Source organism: Arthrobacter sp. MOO21 (assembly GCF_057369995.2).
On record NZ_CM170671.2, the window covers coordinates 4,034,398 to 4,056,128 of the forward strand.

A 21,731-nucleotide genomic window follows, 5' to 3' on the forward strand; every position below is an offset into this window, starting at 1 on the left:
GCAACAATGAACACCGCAGACAATGTCGTCGAGATGCGCTCGATCTCCAAGGGCTTCAACGGCGTTTCCGTTCTGAAGGACGTCAGCTTTGATGTCCGGAAGGGAGAAGTCCACGCCCTCGCAGGAGGCAACGGCGCTGGCAAGTCCACGCTGATGAAGATCCTCCAGGGTGTCTACCAAGCAGATGAAGGCGAAATCCTCATTGGCGGTAAACCCACTGCCATCAACTCGATCCACGATGCGAAGGCAGCGGGCATCGGGATGGTTTTCCAGGAATTCAGTCTTGTTCCCAGCCTGACGGTCGCTCAAAATATCTTCCTCGCCGCTGAACCGCTCGGCGTCGGAAAGCTCATTGATGATCGTGCGGCCGCGCGCCGGGCCCAGGAAATCTTTGCTGAGATGGAGGTCCGCGTCGACCCGCACGCCGAAGTCTCCCGCCTTGGAACGGCCTACTGGCAGCTGACGGAGATCGCGAAGGCACTGTCGCAAAATGCCCAGGTGCTGATCATGGACGAACCCACCGCCAGTCTGGCGCGGCATGAGTCCGAAGCCCTCTTTGAACTCATCGATCGCCTCAAGCAGCGCGGCATCTCCATCATCTATATCTCGCACCGGATGGACGAGGTTTACCGGCTTGCCGACCGGATCACCATCCTCCGCGACGGCCGCAGGCTCCTCACAGAACCCCTGACCAACGTGACCCCGGAACAAATCGTGGAAGGGATCGTCGGCAAAAAGATCGAGGGGGAACTGGCATACCGCGAACGGGGCCGCGTGGACCACGAAGGTGCGCCCCTGCTCGAAGTCCGCAGCCTGAACGCGGGCAAGCGGGTGAGGGATGTGTCCTTCTCACTCCGTCCTGGAGAGATCCTGGGCCTGGCCGGCCTCATGGGCAGCGGCCGGACCGAACTCGCACGTACTCTCTTTGGCATCGACCGCAGGGACAGCGGCGACATCCTCATCAGGGGAGAGAAAGTCAGCCTGAACTCGCCCCAGCAGGCCATCAACGCAGGTATTGCACTCATCCCCGAAGACCGGCGTGCCCAGGGCCTCGTCCTGGACCACTCCGTCCGCGACAACCTGCTGCTGCCGCTGCTTGGCCAAATCACGCGAGGCCCTCTTCTCGACAACGCCAAAGGCAAGGAACTGTCCTCGTCCCTCATCAAGAAGTTCGCGGTCAAGGTTGCCCACCCCCACCGGCCCGTGCGCCTGTTGTCGGGCGGTAACCAGCAAAAAGTGGTCATCGCCAAATGGCTCGGCACCGACCCCGAAATCCTGATCCTCGACGAGCCGACAGCCGGCGTCGACATCGGCACCAAAAGCGAAATCCTCGACATGATCCGGGAACTCGCCAGCGCCGGCAAGGCCGTCATCGTCATCTCCTCCGAATACCCCGAACTCCTCGCGGTCAGCGACCGCGTCCTCGTCCTCAAGGACGGCTCCGTCATCCGTGACATCCCCCGCAGCGACATCGCTGACGAGGAACATCTTCAACTTGCAGTCCAGGGAGTCTGAACAGTGAGCAAGGCAAACACCATAACCCCCAGCGGCACCGCTGCACCCCGAAACTTCGGCACCATGCTGAAAGACCTCGACTGGCGACGCTATGTGATCTACATCGGCTTCGTCGTCGTCTTCCTCTTCTTCGCAGTTCTGCTGCGCGATCAGGGCTTCCTGTCACCGCAAAACCTGCTGAACATCTTCCGCCAGACGGCCACCATCACCGTCATCGCCGTGGGCATGACCTACGTCATCTCCTGCGCCGAAATCGACCTCAGCGTCGGATCGGTTGCAGGCCTGTCCAGCGTCTGCACGGCCATGGCCCTGTCACAATGGGGCCTGATCCCAGGCATCCTCGCCGGCCTTGCCGTCGGGCTCGTGGTGGGATCCATCAACGGTGCACTGGTCAGCCTGCTGGGCATCCCCTCATTCCTGGTCACCCTGGGCATGCTCGGCATCGCCGCTGGTGTTGCGCAGTGGATTACGGCATCCGCCCCGCAACCGATCCTTAACGACACCTTCAATATGCTCTTCGGATCCGGCGACTTCGGTCCCATCCCCGGCCTGGTCGTCTGGAGTGCCGTCTTCGTCGCCATCGGCGCCGTCGTCCTGAACCGCACCCGGTTCGGCCGGCAGGTTCTGGCGACCGGCGGCAACCGCAACGCAGCAGAGTTCACCGGCATCAACACCAAACGCATCAAGTTCCAGGTTCTGCTCATCTCTGGTGCGGTCGCGAGCGTCGCCGGCATGCTCTACGCCGGGCGCCTGCAGTCCGGCCGGTTCCAGTGGGGGGCCGGCGATGAGCTCTCCGCCATTGCCGCTGTCATCCTCGGCGGCACCAGCCTCTTCGGCGGATTCGGATCCATCATCGGAACCCTTTTCGGCGCCCTGCTGATCGGCTTGATCAACAACGGACTGATCCTTGCCGGACTCGACAGCAGCCAGCAGCAGGTGGTCCGCGGTGCCATCATCATCCTGGCAGTCGCCCTCGCCCGGAAGAAGTAACGAGTCCATGACTGCCACACTACGGGCCGGGATCATCGGCACAGGATTCATGGGCGCCGTCCACTCCCACGCAGTGCGCGCAGCCGGCAGCACCGTCAGCGCCGTCGCTGGAAGCAACCAGGAATCGGCCGAGGCGGCCAGGGCAGGATTGGGTGCCCAGGCCGCCGCAGCCACACCCGAGGCGCTGATCGCACGAGACGATGTGGACGTTGTCCACGTCTGCACCCCGAATGCAACGCACGCCGACCTGGCACGCAAGGCCATCGCAGCAGGCAAAGCCGTCATCTGCGAAAAGCCCCTGGCCACCAGCGTGGATGACGCCGCCGAACTGACTGATCTCGCCCGGCAGGCAGGCGTCACCGCCGCCGTGCCCTTCGTCTACCGGTTCTATCCGGCGGTCCGAGAGGCACGCGACCGTATCCGGGCCGGAGAGGCAGGGCGACTCTGGCTGCTGCACGGCTCCTACCTCCAGGACTGGCTGGCAGGTGCAGAAGCGTCTAACTGGCGGGTTGATTCGAAACTCGGAGGGGCTTCCAGGGCTTTCGGTGACATTGGAGTGCACTGGTGTGACCTGATGGAGTTCACCACGGGCCACAAAATCACCAGGATCATGGCCAGCACAAGCCGGGCCTACGAGCAGCGCGAAACCGGCGGCACTTTGTCCTCTGTGGCCACCGAGGATGGCGCGACGATCCTGTTCGAAACCGACAACGGAGCCGCAGGTTCACTGGTTGTCAGCCAGGTCAGCCCCGGCAGGAAGAACCGCCTGTGGTTTTCGTTCGACGGAACTGAGGCGTCCTTCAGCTTCAACCAGGAGCGGCCTGGGACCCTGCACATCGGACGCACCGATGCCAGCACCGACGTTCCCGTGGGCCCGCAAACCCTCTCCACCCCCGGTGGCAGGCGATACGCCATGCTCCCGCCAGGTCATCCGCAGGGCTACCAGGACAGCTTCAACGCATTCGTCGCAGACACTTACGCGGCTGTCCGGGGCCAGGAACCCGAAGGTCTGCCCACCTTCCGCGACGGGCTCCGGGCGGCACTTCTGACCGATGCAGTCGTCGCCTCCGCAGCGCAACAGTCATGGGTCACCGTCCCCACAACCGGCAACCGATCCCTCACATCTTCCCCGGCAGTTGAAAGGCAAAAGCAATGAAACTCGGATACTGTTCCATCACCTGGGGCGGCGTCGTCGGCCACCCCCAAGGCGTGACAAGCGTCAAGGACCTCTTCTACATGACCCACGGGTCGATGCGTGACGCCGTTCAGGACATCGCCTCGGTCGGCTACCAGGGCGTAGAGATGTTCGACGGAAACCTCGCCGAATACGCCGACAAGCCCGAAGAACTCAAAGAGATCCTCAGCGGCAACGGCATCGAGCTGACCAGCGTCTACACCGGGGCGAACTTCATCTACGCCGACATCCTCCCGGACGAAATGCACCGGATCCACCGGGCCGCGGAGCTGGCTGCGGGCTTCGGCGCCGAACGGCTCGTCGTGGGCGGCGGAGCACGCCGTGCGGCCGGAACCACCGAGGACGACTACCACCGCCTGGGCCAGGCGCTGGACCAGGTCGCGGAGATCGCAGAGGGCTTCGGCCTGTCCGCGAGCTACCACCCACACCTGAGCACCATCGTCGAAAGCCCGGACGAGCTGGACAAGCTCATGCCATTGACCCGGATCGGCTTCTGCCCGGACACCGCGCACCTTGCAGCCGGGGGTGCCGATCCGGCCGCTGTCATCCGGAAGTACCCCGACAGGATCCGGCACGTCCACCTCAAGGACTTCCAGCACGACCCGTTCAATTTCCTCCCCCTCGGCGAAGGCGAACTCGATTTCCCGGACATTATCGCCGCGATCCGCGAAAGCGGATATGACAGCTGGCTCATGGTCGAGCTCGACGGCTACGACGGCGACCCGAAGGCCGCTGCCGAAATCAGCAAGAAGTACCTCGAAAAACTCCTCTGACCTCACTTTTTGACCCATGGGAAGCCAGTCGGCGCCCGTAAATTCCGGAAGGAACAGGATTCACATGCAAAACCTCAACGTCGGCCTCATCGGAGGCGGATTCATGGGCAAGGCCCACTCCCTGGCGTACGCCGCCATGCCTATGTTCTTCTGGCCGGCACCGGCGCTGCCGGTCCGCAAAGTCATCGCAGAAGCCAACGCGGATCTCGCTGCCGAGGCGGCACGCCGCTTCGGCTTCGAAAATTCCACCTCGGACTGGCGCAGCATCATCGACGACCCGGACATCCACGTCGTAGACATCGCCACTCCCAACCACCTCCACGCCGAAATTGCCATCGCAGCCGCAGAAGCAGGCAAGCACATCATCTGCGAAAAGCCCCTGGCCCGCACCGGCGAGGAATCCAAGGCCATGTACGACGCAGTCAAAGACAAGAACATCGTCCATATGGTTGCATTCAACTACCGCCGGACGCCCGCGGTCGCGTTGGCAAAGAAGTACATCGAAGAAGGTGCCATCGGCCGCGTCCTGAGCTTCCGCGGAACCTATCTGCAGGACTGGAGCGCCGACCCCAACTCCCCACTGTCCTGGCGCTTCCAAAAGTCCATCGCAGGTTCCGGCGCCCTCGGCGACATCGCAACGCACGTCGTCGACATGGCCCGCTACCTCGTCGGCGAATTCAGCGCCGTAAACGCTCTTCTCTCCACCTGGATCCCGGAGCGCCCGCTGCAGACAGGGGGAGCCGACGCCCTGGGTAACGTGCGAGGCGGAGAAGGTCCCAAGGGGCACGTCGACGTCGATGACGAAGTCATGACCATGATCCGCTTCGCCAACGGAGCCGTGGGTTCCATAGAAGCGACACGAAACGCGCACGGCAGGAACAACTACATCACCTTCGAAATCCACGGAACCGAAGGCAGCATCGTCTTCAACTACGAACGACGCGACGAACTGCAGGTCTGTTTCGCTTCCGACCAAGCCGACCGGCGCGGGTTCCGCACCGTCTACACCGGGCCGGCCCACCCGTATGGAGAAGGACTCTGGCCCATCCCGGCACTGGGGATCGGGTACGGCGAAACGAAGATCATCGAAGCCCATGACTTCTTCAAGGCCATCGCGGAAGGCGGCAGCGTAAGCCCCAGCTTCGCGGACGGCTACCAGGTCGCCCTGATCGACGACGCGATCGTTGAATCCGCTGCCAAGGAATCCTGGGTCGAGGTCCCACAAGTCGGCGCCTGACCAATCAGCCCCGGGAGGGGCGGTACGCACCGCCCCTCCCCCAGCACCCCCAAGGACCGTCGATGACCGAACCACTTCCCACCCGCCCCAGCACCGATGAAGTCTGGCTCATGCCGGTTTTTGTCGCCAAAGCCGGACATGAAGCCGACCTCCAGGAAGCGCTCGGGACGCTGCAGACGATAAGCCGGAAAGATCCGGGATGTTTGGAGTACAGCGTTTTCTCCGATGACCAAAGGCCCGGCACCTTCGTCCTCATCGAAGGATGGGCCCGCCGCGAGGACCTCACGGCACACAACGGGGAAACGCATGTCAAGGAATTCGTCATTGGGGTGGAGCGTCTGCTGTCGGTCCCCTTCTCCGTGACTCCCCTCACTCCACTGACCTGACCCCTCCGCGGCCGGGAAGATGGTGGCAGCGGGATGCAGAACATCACTGAACTTAGTCAGCCGACGCGGGGCGGAGGCAATGTATTCCGGCTTACGCTGCCGCAGGGAACACTCCGGCCCCTGCCAGTCCCGAACGCGGATTCGTACCGACCAGGCCGCAGATCCAGCGGCCCAATTCCGTTGCTTTCTGCACGTCGATGCCTGTCTGGAAGCCGGCACGCCCGAGCATCCACGCGAGATCCTCCGTGGAGATATTTCCGGCTGCGCCGGGAGCGAAGGGGCATCCTCCGAGACCACCGACGCTGCTGTCGAACACATCCACACCCGATGCCATCGCCGCATAAGTGTTAGCCAGCGCAGTATGGCGGGTCTCGTGAAGGTGGGCCCGCAACTGCAGGTCGGTCTCCTCGCGCAGCCTGGCGAAAGCCTCGCCCACCTGCCACGGCACGGCGCAGCCAATCGTATCGGCCAACGCCACTTCCGCCAGGTTCGCGCGGCCAATTGCACTGCGGACAACTTCGAGGGTCTGCCCGATCGGGACATCACCCTGGTAGGGGCAGCCAAAAGCGACAGCCGCTGTGACGCTGAGGGGAATGGATGCAGATTCAGCGATCCGCGACACTTCCTCCAGCGCCGTGAGCGCTGCAGCGACCGTGGTGTTCTGGTTGGCCCTGGCGAATGCGTCGGTCACCGGGAGCACATAGTTCATTTCGTCCACCCCGGCATCGACAGCCCGGAGGGCACCCCTGGTGTTGAGCACCAGACCGATGTAGCTCACGGCATCGGTGCGCGGGACCGCCGCCATCACGGCGTCGGCATCGGCCATCTGGGGAACGGCTTTGGGGTTCACAAAGCTGACAGCTTCGATCCGCTGTGCACCCATCCGGATCAGCTCGTTGATGAGCCGGGCCTTGTCTTCTGTACTTACGGGGGTCTTCTCGTTCTGCAAGCCGTCGCGCGGGCTGACGTCCACGATCGAGACCGGCCTGGTTCCATACGCAAACGCCATCAGATTGCTCCTTCGCTACGCGCCTTCTGCAGCTCATCGTCGGTGAGGTTCAGGAGACCCTGGTACACGTCGGCATTGTGGGATCCATGGACCAGAGGTCCGTTCCAGCCAATCCGGCCGGCCGAGCGCGTGAGCTTGGGGACGATTCCCGGCTGGACCACGGCGCCCAGCTCGTCGTCAGCCACTTCCACGAGCATGTCCCGGGCTTTGAGCTGCGGGTCCTCGAAGATATCTTCAACGGTGCTCACCGTGCTGTTCGGAACACCGTGTTGGTCAAGCAGGCTGACCAGCTCGCCGGCGGTGTAGTGCACCGCCCAGTCGGCGATGAGACCTTCCAGTTCCTCCTGGTTGTGGCCCCGCTGCGCATGGTCGCGGTATTTCGGATCCGCCGCCAGGCCGGGCATTGCCATCGCGTTGGCCAGGCGCACGAAGACCGAGTCCTGGTTGGCCGCGATGACAACCCACTTGCCGTCGCTGGACCGGAAGATGTTCGACGGCGCGATTCCCTTCAGTCCCGAACCGCTGGGCCCCGGGACAATGCCGGTAGCGGCATAGTCGGGCACGGCGCTCTCCAGGAGCGAAAAGCACGCCTCGACGAGCGAGACGTCGACCACTTGGCCGGTGCCCCCGCGCGCATCCCGCCAGTACAGCGCCAGCAGGATCCCCTGCAGGGCATACAGCGAGCCGAGGCTGTCCCCCAGGGAGATGCCGGTGCGGGGCGGGGGCTGGTCGGGGTAGCCGTTGAGGTGCCGCAGCCCGCTCCGGGCCTCGGCCACGGAGGCATAGCCTGGCTTTGACGCTTCCGGGCCGGTCTGTCCGTAGCCGGAGACCCGGGCGATGATGAGTCCGGGGTTGACCTTCCACAGCTCTTCCGGGCTGAGGCCAAGCTTTTCCATGGTGCCCGGGCGGAAGTTTTCCAGGATGACGTCGGTTTCCTTGCAGAGCTCAAGAAAGAGCTCCCGCCCGCGCGGGGCTTTCAGGTCCAGGGTGACGCACTTCTTGCCGCGGGACTGCACCGACCACCACAGGGTGTGGTCGTTGACCCGTGCCCGGCCCCACTCGCGCATGGGGTCTGGCCGGTTCGGGGATTCGATCTTGATGACTTCGGCTCCGAAGTCCGCCATCTGCCGTCCTGCGAAGGGCCCGGCGATCAGGGATCCAAGTTCGAGGACGCGCACCCCGGACAGGGGTCCGGCAGCGTCGCCGGCGGGCTGGGTCGCGCGTGCAGGGGCCCACGATGTGTCGGCAACGGTTCCGGGGCGGTCCCCGTCGGCGGCGCCCTTGTCCTGTTCAGCTGTGCCGGTTTCGAAAACCTTCATCAAATCTCAACTCCTGGTTCCTGATGCGGACCCGTGGGCGCCGAACACGCCCTGAGGGTCGGTCGAGCACCGTCCTACACGAACCAGTATGCACGCCCCTCGTCATATTGTGAACATAAAATCACGATATGGGCATTTCTTCGGAGGGAAGACTTCCCCCGATCAGCCGGGTGCCCTCAGCAGCTGCGGCGATGACAGGCTCGATCCAGGAAGCGCACACGTCATAGGGCATCCGCATGGTGGGCCCCATGACAGTCAGTGCACCGTAGAGCTCAGCCTGGGGTCCGAAGATCGGAGCGGACAAGCCGCTGGCCCCGGATACCCGCTCCCCGGTAGTGATGGCAAAACCGTCCGCGCGGGTCTTGGCCACCGCGGCATCAAGGTTTGCCGCGTCGGTGATGGTGCGGTCCGTCATGGACTGCAGGCCCGAGCCGTAGACCTTCTCCGCCAGGTCGGTATTCCAGGCGAGCAGCACCCGGCCCGCGGAGCCGGCGTGGAGCGGCATGATGTCGCCCACCTCCACCGCCCGGCGAAGGACCCGCCGGGTCTCGGCCACCGCGATGCAGACCCTGCTGCCCCGGGATTCCCGGAAGATGCAGACCGTTTCGCCCAGTTCATCGCGCAGCCGCCGGATGACGGGCGTGAGCAGTTCGAGGAAGTCTAGGCCCTGCCGGGCGGGGGCCGCCCAGTGGGTCATCCGCAACCCGATCCGGAAGTGGTCGCCGCGCCGGTCCAGCATTCCCTCGTGCACCAGGTTGGTGACAAGCCGCTGCACCGTGGAGTGCGGCAACCCCGTCTCGGCCCGGATTTCGGCGAGGCTCATCTCAGGCCGCGCCAGCGAGAAGGCGTCCAGGATGGCCGTGATCTTCTTCAGCACCAGCAGCGGGGCAGCATTTTCGGTTGCGCTCATGGATGGATTCCGGATTCCTTCTTCTCGCAATACGGGAGGGGCCCCTATTGGCCACCCCTTGTAGTGTGACAGACGTTACTGTTAGCCTTATGCCCACTATATGACCAACGACTCACAATGTGGTTAGCGGGAGAACAGCAATGACGCACCCCTTTCAGCCTAAGTCTTCGAATTACGCGGTCGAGCTCAACGGATGCACCAAGGAGTTTGCAACGCCGGGCGGCGGCTCGTACTTCGCTGTGCGGGACATCGACCTCAAAGTGGAGCCAGGGCGCTTTGTCTCCATCGTCGGGCCGACGGGATCGGGCAAGTCCACCATCCTCAACATGGCAGCCGGACTCCTGAATCCGTCCGAAGGAACCGTCCACAGCTTCGGCGAACCCGTCCACGGGGTGAACCGCCGCGCCTCCTACATGTTCCAGCAGGACGCCCTGCTGCCCTGGAAGTCGGTGATCGACAACGTCAGCCTCGGGCTCACCATGGCCGGGGTTTCCAAAGCCGAGGCCTACGACGAGTCGCGCCGCTGGCTGGAGAAGGTGGGTTTGAAGAACTTCGCTGACCGCTACCCGCACCAGCTCTCCGGCGGCATGCGCAAGCGCACCGCCGTCGCCCAGGCCTGGATCGTGAATCCGGACATCCTGCTGATGGACGAGCCGTTCTCCGCGCTGGACGTCCAAACCCGGCAGATTATGGAGAACGAACTCCTCCAGCTCTGGCAGGAATCTGACAAGGCCGTCGTCTTCATTACCCACGACCTGGACGAGGCCATTGCCCTGTCCGACGAGGTGGTCATCCTCGGCGCCGGCCCGGGCAGCACCGTCGTCGGCAGCTACGAGATCGACATCCCCCGCCCCCGCGACCTCCTGGACATCCGGGACGATCCCAAATTCGTCGAACTCCACAGGGAAATCTGGGGACGCCTCAAGGTCGAGGTATCCAAAACCTATGAATCAGCTCGGGAAGAGGAAGAGAGCGACGCAGCATGACAGTGGCACCAGCTTCCAAGAACACACAACGCTCTCCCCTCCGGAAGGACCGGGATCCGGCGGTGGCCCAGCGGCCCAAGCGCAAGCGGTCCGAAGCCTCGAACTTCTCCATCCGGATGGGGCAGCTGGCCCTCGCCGCCGTCGTCCTGGGCGCGTGGGAGCTGCTGGGACGCGTCGGCGTCATCGACCCGTTCTTCTTCCCGCTCCCCTCCGACATCCTGCTGACCGTCTGGGTCTGGATCTCCAGCGGCTTTGTCTTCCCGCACCTGTGGATCACCCTGCAGGAATCGGTCCTCGCCTTCCTCACGGGCGCCGCGGCCGGCCTGGTGCTGGGCTTCCTGCTGGCCAGGGTCCGTTTCCTGGAGCGGCTCCTGGACCCGTTCCTGCAGATGTTCAACGCCCTTCCCCGCGTGGTGCTGGCGCCGATCTTCCTGCTGTGGTTCGGCCTGGGCATCTGGTCCAAGGTGGCCTTCGGCTTCACCCTGGTGTTCTTCATCGTCTTCTTCAACACCCTTGAGGGCGTCAAGAGCGTGGACCGGGTCCTGGTGGACAACGCCAAAATGCTCGGAGCCAGCGAGAAGCAGCTGCTCCGCCACGTGTTCATCCCCAGCGCCCTGACCTGGATCTTCTCCAGCCTGCACATCAGCGTAGGTTTCGCCATCACCGGCGCGGTGGTGGGTGAATACCTCGGGGCCTCCGCCGGCGTGGGCTATGCCATCGCCCAGGCCCAGGGTGTCTTCGATACCAAGGGGGTCTTCGCCGGCATGTTCATCCTGATGTTCGTGGTCCTCATCATCGACCTCCTGGTCAACCGCCTCGAACGGCACCTCCTCAGGTGGCGCCCGGTCCGCTCCTCGTAACCCAACACATCACCGCCTGAAAGGGAATCCCCATGACTTCGAACGAAACCCGGCACCGGCGCCGGGGCCTCTTCCGCCCGCTGACCGTTCTCGCCTCCGTTGCCCTCGCACTCTCCGCCTGCGGCGCCCCCGCGGCTGCACCACCCGGCCAGGGCGGCACGGGTGCCGCCGGCGGCGGGGACGGCGCAAAGGTGATTATCGGCGTCGGAGGCCAGACACTCCTGACCTACCTTCCCACCACGCTGGCCCAGGAACTGGGCTACTACAAGGATGAGGGCCTGAACGTCGAACTCCAGGACCTGCAGGGCGGCTCCAAGGCGCTCACTGCGATGGTCGGGGGCAGCACCCAAGTGACCAGCGGCTACTACGAGCACACCATCCAGATGCAGGCAAAGAACCAGCCCATCAAGGCGTTCGTTGACATGGGCCGGTCGTCGGGGCTCGCCCTCCTGGTGGCGCCCAAGAATGAGGGGCAGATCAAGTCCATCGCGGATCTCAAGGGCAAGAACGTGGGCGTGACCTCACCGGGGTCGTCCACGGACATGTTCGTGAAGTACCTGTTGGCCAAGAACGGCATGCAGCAGACGGATGCCGCCGTATCGGCCATCGGCGCCGGATCTTCTGCCGTGGCTGCCATGGAGCAGAACCAGGTGGACGCCGCGGTGATGCTGGAGCCGGACATCTCCGTGCTCACCAAGCGGATCGGCCACGACCCGGTCATCCTGGAGGACGTCCGGACCGAGGAAGGGCTGAAGGAAGTCTTTGACACCGACGCGTGGCCGTCCGCCTCGCTCTACGCCAAGACCGAATGGCTGGACCAGAACAAGGAAACCGCGGGCAAGCTCGCCAAGGCGATCAAGCGCACGCTGGAGTTCATCAACAGCCATTCCGGCAAGGAGATCGCGGCGGAAATGCCTGAGAAGTTCGCCGGCGGCGACATGGACCTTTACGCAAAGGTGATCGAGGATCTGAAGAAGACCCTCAGTAAGGACGGCACCTTCACGGAGGACGGCGTCAAGGCAGTCCTGAAGACACAGCAGGTCGCCAACCCCGAAGTCGGCAATAAGGACATCAAGCTGGCGGACACCTACACGAACGATTTCGTGAAGTAGCCCCGAAACAGACAGGCACGCCATCCACCGCGGATGGCGTGCCTGTTCCGTTACCGCGCCTTGTCTGAGGAGACCACCCGCAATGCCCGAGACACTGACTCACAAGATCCTGGCCGGCCATCTCGCGTCCGGCGGGTTGACCCCCGGCGCCGACATCACCATCGCTGTGGACCAGGTCCTCATCGAGGACGCCACCGGAACCATGACCGCCATGCAGTTCGAAATGCTCGGTGTGGATTCCATCGCAGTGCCGCTGGCGGTCATGTACGTGGACCACAACGTCCTGCAGATCGACGACAAGAACATGCAGGACCACCACTACCTGCGCACCTTCTCCGCCCGCTACGGGCTGCGCTACTCCCCCGCCGGGCACGGCATCTCCCACTACATCCACCTGGAGCATTTCTCCCGGCCGGGCCAGGTGCTGGTGGGCGCGGATTCGCACACCTCGACGGCGGGCGCCCTGGGCATGTTCGCGCTCGGCGCCGGCGGGCTGGAGGTGGCCGTGGCGATGGCGGGCTACGGGTTCGACTTTGTGTGCCCCGCCGTCGTGGGCGTGGAACTGACGGGCACGCCCGGACCCAATGCAGAAGCGAAGGACGTGGTGCTGGAGCTGCTGCGCCGCCACGGCGTGCGGGGCGGCCGCGGGAAGGTTTTCGAGTTCTACGGCGAGGGCGTGGCTTCCCTGTCAGTCTCAGCGCGCGCGACCATCTGCAACATGATCATCGAAACAGGTGCTGCAACAGCCATCTTTCCCTCCGATGACCAGACCTTCACGTGGCTTAGGGCCCAGCACCGCGAGGACCAGTTCGTTCCGCTGGCGGCGGACGCCGGGGCAAGGTACGACGAGGAGGAGCAGGTTGATCTCTCAAGCCTCGTTCCGCTCGTGGCGCTGCCGCATTCACCAGGCAACGTCCGTCCCGTGTCCGAACTGCCGCGCACCGAGGTGGTCCAGGTCTGCGTCGGTTCTTCCGTGAACAGTTCCTATGAAGACCTGGCCACTGTGGCGGCCATCCTCAAGGGACATACCGTCCATCCGTCCGTCCAGCTCACGGTCACGCCGGGATCACGGCAGATCCTCCAGACGATCATCGCCTCCGGTGTTTACGAAGACCTGATGGCGGCCGGGGCGCGGATGCTTGAGCCGGTGTGCGGCCCTTGCGTGGGCATCGGGCAGGCACCCACGGAGGGTGCGCCGTCGTTGCGCACGTTCAACCGCAATTTTCCGGGCCGCAGCGGCACAGCCGAGGACTGCGTGTACCTGTGTTCGCCGTCCACCGCTGCTGCCAGCGCGCTGGAAGGCGCCATCGTCGACGCCTCCACCGTCAGCCGGGGCGAGCTGCGCCCCGCGGCTCCCCCGCATCCGGAAGTCCACGACCTGCACATCGCCGGTGTCCTGCCCCTTGAGGCGCGCCGAACCATCGAGATCGAGCGGGGCAGCAACCTCGTCCCGCCGCCGCAGCCCACACCGCTGCCGGCTGGCCTGGACGCCCGGGTGCTGATCGCCGTCGATGATGACATTTCCACCGGTGACATGGCTCCCGACGGCGCCATCGCCATGTCTGTATGGTCCAACATCGCCGTCTGCGCGCGCTTCATGTTCCGCCGCCTGGACCCCGGTTTCCACGATCGCGCCCTCGCATGGGGCGGCGGGATCATTGTGGGCGGGGAAAACTACGGGCAGGGTTCGTCGCGGGAGCATGCCGCCCTGATCCCGCTGTACCTGGGGGTCCGGGTGGTCGCTGCCCGCAGCTTCGCCCGGATCCACCGCCGCAACCTCATCGCCGCCGGCATCGTGCCGCTGGTCCTCCCCTCCGGCACGCAAAGTTCAACCGGGCAGCGGTGGGTCATCGAAGGGCTTGCTGACGCCCTGGCCGATGGCCGCCGCTCCGTCACCGCTTGCGTGGACGGAGGCACGGAGCTGACGCTCGGGCTCGACTTCTCGCCTGCCGAACGTGCCGTCCTCACTGCCGGCGGCCTGCTGGCCCAGGTGCGGTCCGGTGGTCGCTCCACGTTGGCCGGCGCCGCCGTCGTACAGGACGACGCGGCAGGCATTTCACAGAGCCGATCCGCACGGTGAAGCCGGCAGCCGTCGAAGCCGTTCCAACACCTGCGCGCCGACCGGGACAGCGTGCCACGGCCATCGCGGCGCTGACAACGGTGGTGGCGGTGCTGCCTGTCTTCCTCGTGGGCGGGCTGGCTGTCCAGCTTGAGCAGGACCTGGGCATGACGGCGTCAGCCCTTGGAGCGGCCGTGGCCACCTTTTGGGCTGTCTCAGCGCTGCTGTCTGCCCCCGCCGGTTATGTCGCGGGCGGACTCGGGCTCCGCCGCGGGGTCCCGCTCGCCGTCGGGCTGGGCTTCGTTGCACTGGCCGGCATCGCGTTTGTCACGCCGCACTGGGCCTGGCTGATCGTCTGGCTCAGTTTCGCCGGTGCCGCGAACGCCCTCATCCACCCGCTGTCCAACGGCCTGATCGTGGACCAGGTGGCGGTACGCAACCGCGCCTTCTCATTCGGCCTCAAGCAGGCCGCCATTCCGACAGCGACGCTCACCGCCGGCCTGTCGGTCCCGATATTCGCTCTTACCGTGGGGTGGAACTGGACCTTTGCGCTCGCAGCACTGCTGGCGGCCGCCCTGATCCCGGCGCTCCTCGGCGCCCTCCCACGGACTGCCCCGTTCCATCGGCGCTCCGCTAAAGCCGCCAGGGAGCCGCTCCCCCGGAGGCTGAAACAATTCCTTTTCGCTACCGCCGTGGCCAGCGCGCTGGGCGCGGGGCAGGCCAATGTGGTGGGTGCATTCACGGTGGCCATGGCTGTCCAGGCGGGATTCTCCGCCGCAGGGGCGGGCCTGTTGCTGGGCGCCGCAAGCGTGGCCGGGATTCTGGCGCGCCCGCTCGTGGGTATCGCTGCCGACCGGGGAATCGGCGGTTCGATGGCCACCGTGTCCCTGATGATGGGGGCCGGAAGCCTGGGGCTGCTCAGCATGGCCTCCGGCTCCCCGATCGCCTACGGAACGGGAGCCGTTATCGCTTTCGGGTTGGGCTGGGGGTGGAACGGCCTGGCCCATTACGTGGTCTCGCGGACGGCGCATCCGTTCACCATCCAGGCCACAGGGATTACCCAGAGCGGAACCTACATCGGCGGGACGCTGGGGCCCTTATTGTTCGGGATCGTTTTCTCCCAGTTCAGTCCTGCCGTTGGATGGACCCTGGCAGCGGTGGTCGCAGCAGCCGGGGCGGCGGCCTCGCTGGTCGCGTTCCGTCTGGAAAAACGTCTGCGCACCAGTTAATTGTTTAGGACAGTCGCGACAGCACCGCGGCGGCGAACTCCGCTGTGGTAGCGGTGCCCTTCAGGTCCGGTGTCGCAGTGCCGTCAGCGAGCGTGCCCTCAAAGGCCAGGGTCACGGACCGGGCGGCGTCCGCCTCACCGAGATGGTTCAGCATCATCGCCGCGGCCCACAGAGCGCCGACCGGATTGGCGATTCCCTTGCCCGCAATGTCCGGAGCGGAGCCGTGCACAGGCTCGAACATCGACGGGTGCCGGCGCTCCGGGTTGAGGTTGGCGCTGGGGGCAATGCCAATGGAGCCGGCAATACCAGCCACCAGGTCCGAGAGAATGTCCCCAAACAGGTTCGACGCAACGATGGTCCGGATACTCGTCGGCTTCATCACCAACCGTGCCGCCAGGGCATCAATGAGCACCTTTTCGACGACGACGCCGGGGAACGCCTTGACCGTCTCCGCCACCACCTCGTCCCAGAACGGCATGGTGTGGATGATGCCGTTCGACTTTGTTGCGGAGACGAGCCGGCCTCCGCGCTCCGTTGCGATGTTGGCGGCATAGCGCGCGGCCCGTGCGATACCGCGCCTGGTGAAGACGCTTTCCTGAACGGCGAACTCGCCGTCGGTTCCGCTGCCGAATCTTCCCCCGATCTGGGAGTACTCGCCTTCAACGTTCTCCCGCACCACCACGATGTCCAGGTCCTCAATGCCGGGCATGGCAGCGACGACGCCGGGCAGCAACCGCATGGGCCGGAGGTTGATGTACTGGTCGAACTCCCGGCGGATGGGAATGAGGAGCCCCCAGAGGGTCACGTCGTCGGGCACGTCCGGTGTCCCGACGGCTCCCAGGTAGATGCCATCGCCGCTGCTCAGCTGCTCTATCCCGTCGACGGGCATCATGCGGCCCGCCTTGCGGTACAGATCGCTGTTCCAGTCGCGGACCCGCCACTGGACGTCGAAGTCGTAGATTCCGGCGACGGCGTTGACGCACTGCATCGCGACGTCGGTGACATCCACGCCAATGCCGTCGCCGGGAATCGCATCGATGACATAACGGCGGCTCATATCCATCCAATCGTTCGGGGTCTGTGAAGAGCATATGCGGATGGCCGGGCGCGCAGCCCCAACGAATCACGGCCCGGTGCAGATTCAGGGGTCAGCAGTGCCACCAAACCTCTGCTTGTGTCCTCGGCGATGTACCGGGAGGGCAAGAAGATGATGCCTTCCAGGTATTGACGCCATCTGGCGGCAACGGACTACTTTTCCCCTAAATCATCTGCCACCCTTCGGAGGTCCTGAACCCAGCCGGTCGAGCGGTTTGGCCCACTCACTCCGGCTTCGAAGTTCTCAAGCGCTTGTGCCATCAGTTCCAGTGCCGCCGCCATATTGGCTTTGACCGCGGCATAGCCCTCATCGGACCGGGGGTCGGATGACGCTGATAACAGCAGCTCCGCGCCGGATTTGATGACCACGGACGCCTCGTACTCGTTGACACTCATGCTCGGCTCTTCTCACCAGGTGTTGAACGGTGCGAAGCCGCCCCGTCCCTCAACATTAGCTTCGGGCCCTTGCTCCGCACGGCGGGCGCGGCCGGTTCTACCCCGAGGGGAAGCTCCAGCCAAGTTCCGCTGCCGTGCTACCGCGCCTTACGGGAAGCCCCTGTGTGCCCTTGACGGGCCAGGCAGCGCAGTCCACACTTCAGGCAGGGAATTGACAAGAGTTGTAGTTGTCGATGTGTTTGGTACCGCACCAGCACGGTCCCGTCTCATGTGCTGTCCGGTGAGAACGCATCAGGAGCCGCAGAGATCATCTCTCGGGGTTGGGTGGGGTGAAAGGTTCGGAGGGGACAGCGCAGCCCCCTCCAAACCGTGATCCAGCGGGTTCATGGCTGGCTCGGCCATGTTCTGCCATTCATGATGAATGAACGGGGCATCCCATGGACGCGACGTGGCCTGGTGCAAGGGTCCGACATCACGTGGACGACGGGGGCAGCGAACCGGGCCTGCAGCAGGGAGTGACCCCGTCCGTGGCGCGTAGGCGCCGCCTGGACGAGGAAGAGCAGCGTGCCGCAGCTCCCGCCCCCGGAGGACTTGCTCCCGGGGCCGGCGCTTCAGGAGCGGCGAAGTTTGTTCTGGACATGCGGGCGGACAGCACCGACGCGTCGCTTGCCCTCCTGACTCAACTGGCGGCATCGAGGCTGGCCAATGCGACCGGACACGCCATGGACTGTACGGTGTCATTTCCAAACCCCTACCAGCGGCCCCTGCTCCTGGGTACCAGCCACCGCGCCCTGTGCGCCGCCCAAGCCGACCAGGACAACGAAGACGGCGCCGCGCCCCAAGCCCTCGCAGGCAAACTGACAATCCTCGGCCAGCACCACGCGGCCAGCCCCCGTTGGTCCGCACACTGGCACTCCTTTGCGGAAGCCGGCTACCGTTCGGTCCTGTCCACCCCGCTGCTCCTCGGTGCCGACCGTACCGCGGCCCTGACATTCCTCTGCGCCCCCGACAACGTTTTCACTCCAGCCGCTGTCCTTGCAGTCGACGACTTTGTCCTGGCTGCGGGCAATGGCTTTCAATTGGCCGACCAGCTAAGGGCGGCCCGGTCGGTTGCAGAACAACTGAGTTCGGTACTGGCGCGCCGCACCTCAATCGACGTCGCCTGCGGAGTCATCATGGGCCGGAACAGGTGTTCATACGAGGAAGCATCCCGCATCCTCGCCAGAGCCTCACAGCAAGGAGACTCGCGCATGCATGTGACCGCGCAAGCCATCCTCGCGCGCGCACCCGGCGGAGCCCCCGGCACCCACTTTCGACAACAAACAAACCAACATGCCGCTCCGGAGCAATCCCAGGGACAAGCCTAAGCCGATGCTGGATACCTAAATTTTGGGGTATTCCATTACCTCCGCGACGGGAGCAAACTGCGACTGCGCGGTTCCCGCGCCTTAACCATCGAACAGGAGGGCGTTCCAATGACCAGCTTCGAATCCTTTAGCGGGATCGGCGTCTACGAGATGCAAAGCGCGGCGGCCAGGGAAGTGAAGCGCATCATGGCCGAAGCCGGAGGCGACCGGCTGAAAGCCGACAAGATCGTGCTCGCCAAACTCCACGAGCTTAGCTTCATCACCGAGTCGGAACTGCCCGTCCTGAGCCATATTTGCGAACTCGGCCACGCGGCGACGGGCGGTAAGCACGACGCCGGCAAGGCTTACCAGGAAGTCAAGAAGGCGTACGAGGAACTGCTGGTCAAAGGCAACGCCAGCCCTGTCGCTCTGGCCTACGCCTCCGGCGCCGTCGGGTCCTACGTGTCCGGCGACGGAGGCGATGGATCAACTGCGGTGGTCTACAAGAAATCGGGTAGCAACTGGCAGGGCACTCTCGCCGGTGCGGGCGGTGTGATTGGCGGCTACTTCGGCGGCTCCGGTGGCGCTGCCCTGGGCGCGGCGATAGGAAGCGTGGTCGGAAAAATCATTGACGAGTGCTGAATCAACGAGGCAACGGGCTGGAGCCAGTCGCCGCAGGGCTGGCTCCCGGACTACTTTGCGGCGAGTTCGCGGCGGACCCGGCAACGGGGAGCTTGCAGCCATACTCGACCCCTTGGTATCCGGCCACCCGAGGTAACAGCCGCCGTTCCTGCGCAGGAGGGGTGTCGTGTTAGAACGCTGGCGCCTGGGGTTTCTTGAGGGCAGGGAAGCCGCTGAGGAAGGCAGGGACTTGTTTGGCCGGTATTGGTTTGCTCCAGATGAACCCTTGGGCCCGCGTGACGCCCAGTCGGCGCAATTCACGTAGCTGGTTTTCGGTTTCCACACCTTCCGCGATGACGTCCAGTTTGAGGCTGTTCGCCATCCCGACGACGAGTTCGATCACTGTTCCTGCGCGGGGGTCCACGGCCAGTTCCTGAACGAAGGTACGGTCGATTTTCAGGGTCCGCGCGGAGAGCCATTTGAGGTAACTCAGCGACGAGTAGCCGGTACCGAAATCATCGATGGAGAGGCCGACCCCCATATGGTAGAGGCGCTGCAGCGTTTCCTTTGGCAGGTCGGGTTCGTCCATGAGGACTGTTTCGGTGATTTCGAGGTTCACGGCGGAAGGATCGATGCCGGTTTCCAGGATCGCTGTCTCCACGATGTCAGGGAAATCTTCGGCGACGAGCTGGCGTCCTGAGATGTTCACTGCGGCGGTGAGGTCAGCCCCTTCCGCCAGGTCCGTGCGCCACTGCTGGACCTGGTTCATTGTTTCCTTCAACAGCCAGGTCCCGATCGGGACAATCAGGCCGGTTTCTTCGGCGATGGGGACAAACCTGTCCGGAGTCAGCAACCCATGAACGGGGTGCTGCCAGCGGAGCAATTCCTCGAATCCGAGCGGTACGCCCGCTTCGAGGTCCATGATCGGCTGGTAGTACAGGCAAAGTTCCTCCCGGTCCAGGGCCAGCCGCAGGTCTGACTCCAGATCAAGCCGCCCACTCGCCCGCTGGGTCATTCTGGAGTGGTAGACCACCGATGCGTCCCCGCCGGCCGATTTAGCCCGGTACATGGCGGTGTCGGCGCCGCCGAGCATGGATTCGGCCGTCTCCTTCGGGCCGGCCAATGATATGCCGACGCTGACGTTGAGGAACACCTGGCGATCCTCAACTTCAAAAGGGGCCCGGAGGCATTCGCGGATTTGCGAAGCCAGGACCTTGGCAGCACGCACCCCCAGGTTTTCGCAGACGATGATGAATTCATCACCACCGAAACGACCCACGGTATCGCCTTCCCGGACAGCCTCCATCAGCCGCTCACCCAGGAGCATCAGGATCCGGTCACCTCCACGGTGGCCGATGCCGTCATTGACCAGTTTGAACCTGTCAATATCAATGAACATCACCGCCGGCCGCGAGCCGCGGTCAAGGAATCCCTGGAGTACCTCGGTGATCAGGTAGCGGTTCGGCAGGCCCGTCAGGGCGTCGTGGCGCGCCTGCCACTGCAGGACCTGTTCCGCGTCCTTGCGCTCGGTCACGTCCAGCACCGTGTCCAGAAACTGCACCGGCCTGCCATCCGGGCCGTGCACGGTCCGGATCCGTGAATGCAGCCAGCGTTGACCGCCGTCGGGCCGGATGATGCGGTACTCGATGTCGGCATATCCCGAACCCGCGTGCAGGCTGTGCCAAACTTGCCTTACCCGCCCGCGGTCCTCCGGATGGGTCCTTTTCAGCATCCATGCCCGCGATAAGGAATCACCGCCCTTCGCCCCCACAATGCGGCCGAACTCCTCCGAGTGCCAGGTCGCCGTGTCGTCGGCCGAATACTCGATGCTTCCCACCTGGGCCATCTCCTGGGCGGCCAGCAGCCGTCGCCGCTCCGCGTCGGCTTCGGCCCGGAGTGCCTTGATTTCCGTAATGTCGCGCGCGATGGCCGAGGCGCCAGCGAGCTTGCCGTCCTGCCCGTATACCGGTGACACCGTCAGTTCAACATCGATGATTGAACCGTCCTTGCGCCGCCACCGGGCTTCCACTCCGGTGACGAATGCCCCGCTACGGATCCGCTCGGCGACACGATGGTCCATGTCTTCGGAGTCTGCCGTCGTGAACAACTCGTGGGTTTTCCCCATGGCCTCGGGCCGGCTCCATCCGAACATACTGATCGCCCCCGCGTTCCACGTGGTGATTTTCCCGTCCATGTCCGCGCCGATGATGGCGTCTCCGGAGGACTCCACCATCGCGGAGAGGCGGCGCAGGACCGCTTCCTTGCGTTTCCTGTCCGTGATGTCCTTTGAGATGGCCACAATGTCCACGGGCACGGTGTGCCTGCCCCTGATCGGGCTGATGGTTGCATGCACGGGGAAGTGCCTACCGTCCCGATCACGGATCCACAACTCACCCGCCCAGTCGTGTCCGTGCGCGATCAGTTCCGCGATTTCTTCCCCCGTCGGCCCCGGCCCGGCGGCCTGGAGGTCCGTGACGATTCCCAAATCGCGGGGCGTCCTGCCCAGCACCTCGGTGGCGTCGAAACCATACAAACGCTCCGAAGCGCGGTTCCAGTACGTCACCCGCCACTTGCTGTCCATCCCAATCACAGACTGGCCGATCTCGTCGAGCAGCAGCGACTGCGTCAGGAGATCATCCCGTTCTTCCTCAACCATCGCTCCCCTGCGTCCTCCCCAGCCCGAACCCGCCCGC

At 64.5% G+C, this 21,731-nt stretch carries 19 protein-coding genes; 13 read left to right on the forward strand and 6 right to left on the reverse strand.

Going from position 1 to position 21,731, the window contains the following annotated elements:
• Positions 1 to 6 precede the first annotated feature (6 nt).
• The 6 genes from AC2JAJ_RS18770 to AC2JAJ_RS18795 all read left to right on the forward strand — a co-directional run bounded on the left by AC2JAJ_RS18770 (position 7) and on the right by AC2JAJ_RS18795 (position 6,096).
• Complete coding sequence (locus AC2JAJ_RS18770) at positions 7 to 1,515, forward strand: ATP-binding cassette domain-containing protein (RefSeq protein WP_501053256.1); 1,509 nt, start codon at positions 7 to 9, stop codon at positions 1,513 to 1,515.
• 3 nt (positions 1,516 to 1,518) lie between these two features.
• Positions 1,519 to 2,505, forward strand: a complete 987-nt coding sequence (locus tag AC2JAJ_RS18775; RefSeq protein WP_486414885.1) for an ABC transporter permease — start codon at positions 1,519 to 1,521, stop codon at positions 2,503 to 2,505.
• A 7-nt stretch (positions 2,506 to 2,512) separates the two neighbouring features.
• Positions 2,513 to 3,661: a Gfo/Idh/MocA family protein gene (locus AC2JAJ_RS18780; RefSeq protein ID WP_486414884.1), complete on the forward strand. Its 1,149-nt coding sequence runs from the start codon at positions 2,513 to 2,515 to the stop codon at positions 3,659 to 3,661.
• Entirely contained in the window at positions 3,658 to 4,473 is an 816-nt protein-coding gene (locus AC2JAJ_RS18785) for a sugar phosphate isomerase/epimerase family protein (protein ID WP_486414883.1), read from the forward strand. The genes AC2JAJ_RS18780 and AC2JAJ_RS18785 overlap by 4 nt, the downstream gene beginning before the upstream one ends.
• A 64-nt stretch (positions 4,474 to 4,537) precedes the next feature.
• Positions 4,538 to 5,710, forward strand: a complete 1,173-nt coding sequence (locus AC2JAJ_RS18790) for a levoglucosan dehydrogenase (RefSeq protein WP_221385720.1) — start codon at positions 4,538 to 4,540, stop codon at positions 5,708 to 5,710.
• 62 nt (positions 5,711 to 5,772) lie between these two features.
• The gene (locus AC2JAJ_RS18795) at positions 5,773 to 6,096 is read left to right on the forward strand and encodes a putative quinol monooxygenase (protein ID WP_260323513.1); all 324 of its coding nucleotides are present in this window, start codon (positions 5,773 to 5,775) and stop codon (positions 6,094 to 6,096) included.
• A 91-nt stretch (positions 6,097 to 6,187) separates the two neighbouring features.
• On the opposite strand, the gene AC2JAJ_RS18800 is transcribed toward AC2JAJ_RS18795, so the two are convergent.
• The 3 genes from AC2JAJ_RS18800 to AC2JAJ_RS18810 form a co-directional block, all read right to left on the reverse strand.
• Positions 6,188 to 7,105: a hydroxymethylglutaryl-CoA lyase gene (locus tag AC2JAJ_RS18800; RefSeq protein ID WP_501053257.1), complete on the reverse strand. Its 918-nt coding sequence runs from the start codon at positions 7,103 to 7,105 to the stop codon at positions 6,188 to 6,190.
• Positions 7,105 to 8,424: a CaiB/BaiF CoA transferase family protein gene (locus AC2JAJ_RS18805; protein ID WP_473697370.1), complete on the reverse strand. Its 1,320-nt coding sequence runs from the start codon at positions 8,422 to 8,424 to the stop codon at positions 7,105 to 7,107. The genes AC2JAJ_RS18800 and AC2JAJ_RS18805 overlap by 1 nt, the downstream gene beginning before the upstream one ends.
• A 121-nt stretch (positions 8,425 to 8,545) precedes the next feature.
• Positions 8,546 to 9,334: an IclR family transcriptional regulator gene (locus tag AC2JAJ_RS18810; RefSeq protein WP_221385723.1), complete on the reverse strand. Its 789-nt coding sequence runs from the start codon at positions 9,332 to 9,334 to the stop codon at positions 8,546 to 8,548.
• Between the two features lie 140 nt (positions 9,335 to 9,474).
• On the opposite strand from AC2JAJ_RS18810, the gene AC2JAJ_RS18815 reads away from it, so the two are divergent.
• From AC2JAJ_RS18815 to AC2JAJ_RS18835, 5 genes are all read left to right on the forward strand, one after another.
• Positions 9,475 to 10,320, forward strand: coding sequence for an ABC transporter ATP-binding protein (locus AC2JAJ_RS18815; protein WP_473697371.1), 846 nt, complete (start codon positions 9,475 to 9,477; stop codon positions 10,318 to 10,320).
• Positions 10,317 to 11,180, forward strand: a complete 864-nt coding sequence (locus AC2JAJ_RS18820) for an ABC transporter permease (protein WP_221385725.1) — start codon at positions 10,317 to 10,319, stop codon at positions 11,178 to 11,180. Before AC2JAJ_RS18815 ends, AC2JAJ_RS18820 begins: the two co-directional genes overlap by 4 nt.
• Before the next feature lie 32 nt (positions 11,181 to 11,212).
• A complete protein-coding gene (locus AC2JAJ_RS18825) occupies positions 11,213 to 12,292 on the forward strand; it encodes an ABC transporter substrate-binding protein (RefSeq protein WP_486414877.1) in 1,080 nt (359 codons plus the stop codon).
• A gap of 82 nt (positions 12,293 to 12,374) precedes the next feature.
• On the forward strand, positions 12,375 to 14,372 hold the full coding sequence (locus tag AC2JAJ_RS18830; protein WP_486414876.1) for an aconitate hydratase: 1,998 nt from the start codon (positions 12,375 to 12,377) through the stop codon (positions 14,370 to 14,372).
• Positions 14,369 to 15,580, forward strand: a complete 1,212-nt coding sequence (locus tag AC2JAJ_RS18835; RefSeq protein WP_501053258.1) for an MFS transporter — start codon at positions 14,369 to 14,371, stop codon at positions 15,578 to 15,580. The genes AC2JAJ_RS18830 and AC2JAJ_RS18835 overlap by 4 nt, the downstream gene beginning before the upstream one ends.
• A 4-nt stretch (positions 15,581 to 15,584) precedes the next feature.
• On the opposite strand, the gene AC2JAJ_RS18840 is transcribed toward AC2JAJ_RS18835, so the two are convergent.
• Complete coding sequence (locus AC2JAJ_RS18840; protein ID WP_486414874.1) at positions 15,585 to 16,637, reverse strand: isocitrate/isopropylmalate family dehydrogenase; 1,053 nt, start codon at positions 16,635 to 16,637, stop codon at positions 15,585 to 15,587.
• Positions 16,638 to 16,828: 191 nt separating this feature from the next.
• Complete coding sequence (locus AC2JAJ_RS18845) at positions 16,829 to 17,071, reverse strand: hypothetical protein (protein ID WP_486414873.1); 243 nt, start codon at positions 17,069 to 17,071, stop codon at positions 16,829 to 16,831.
• A 476-nt stretch (positions 17,072 to 17,547) separates the two neighbouring features.
• On the opposite strand from AC2JAJ_RS18845, the gene AC2JAJ_RS18850 reads away from it, so the two are divergent.
• Both AC2JAJ_RS18850 and AC2JAJ_RS18855 read left to right on the forward strand, forming a co-directional pair.
• The gene (locus AC2JAJ_RS18850; protein WP_501053259.1) at positions 17,548 to 18,438 is read left to right on the forward strand and encodes an ANTAR domain-containing protein; all 891 of its coding nucleotides are present in this window, start codon (positions 17,548 to 17,550) and stop codon (positions 18,436 to 18,438) included.
• Between the two features lie 108 nt (positions 18,439 to 18,546).
• Positions 18,547 to 19,059 (forward strand): hypothetical protein, encoded by a 513-nt coding sequence (locus tag AC2JAJ_RS18855; RefSeq protein WP_221385732.1) that lies wholly within the window; start codon positions 18,547 to 18,549, stop codon positions 19,057 to 19,059.
• Positions 19,060 to 19,228: 169 nt separating this feature from the next.
• Here the strand turns inward: AC2JAJ_RS18855 and AC2JAJ_RS18860 are convergent, their stop codons facing one another.
• Positions 19,229 to 21,694, reverse strand: a complete 2,466-nt coding sequence (locus tag AC2JAJ_RS18860; protein ID WP_486414870.1) for a sensor domain-containing protein — start codon at positions 21,692 to 21,694, stop codon at positions 19,229 to 19,231.
• Between the last annotated feature and the right edge of the window lie 37 nt (positions 21,695 to 21,731).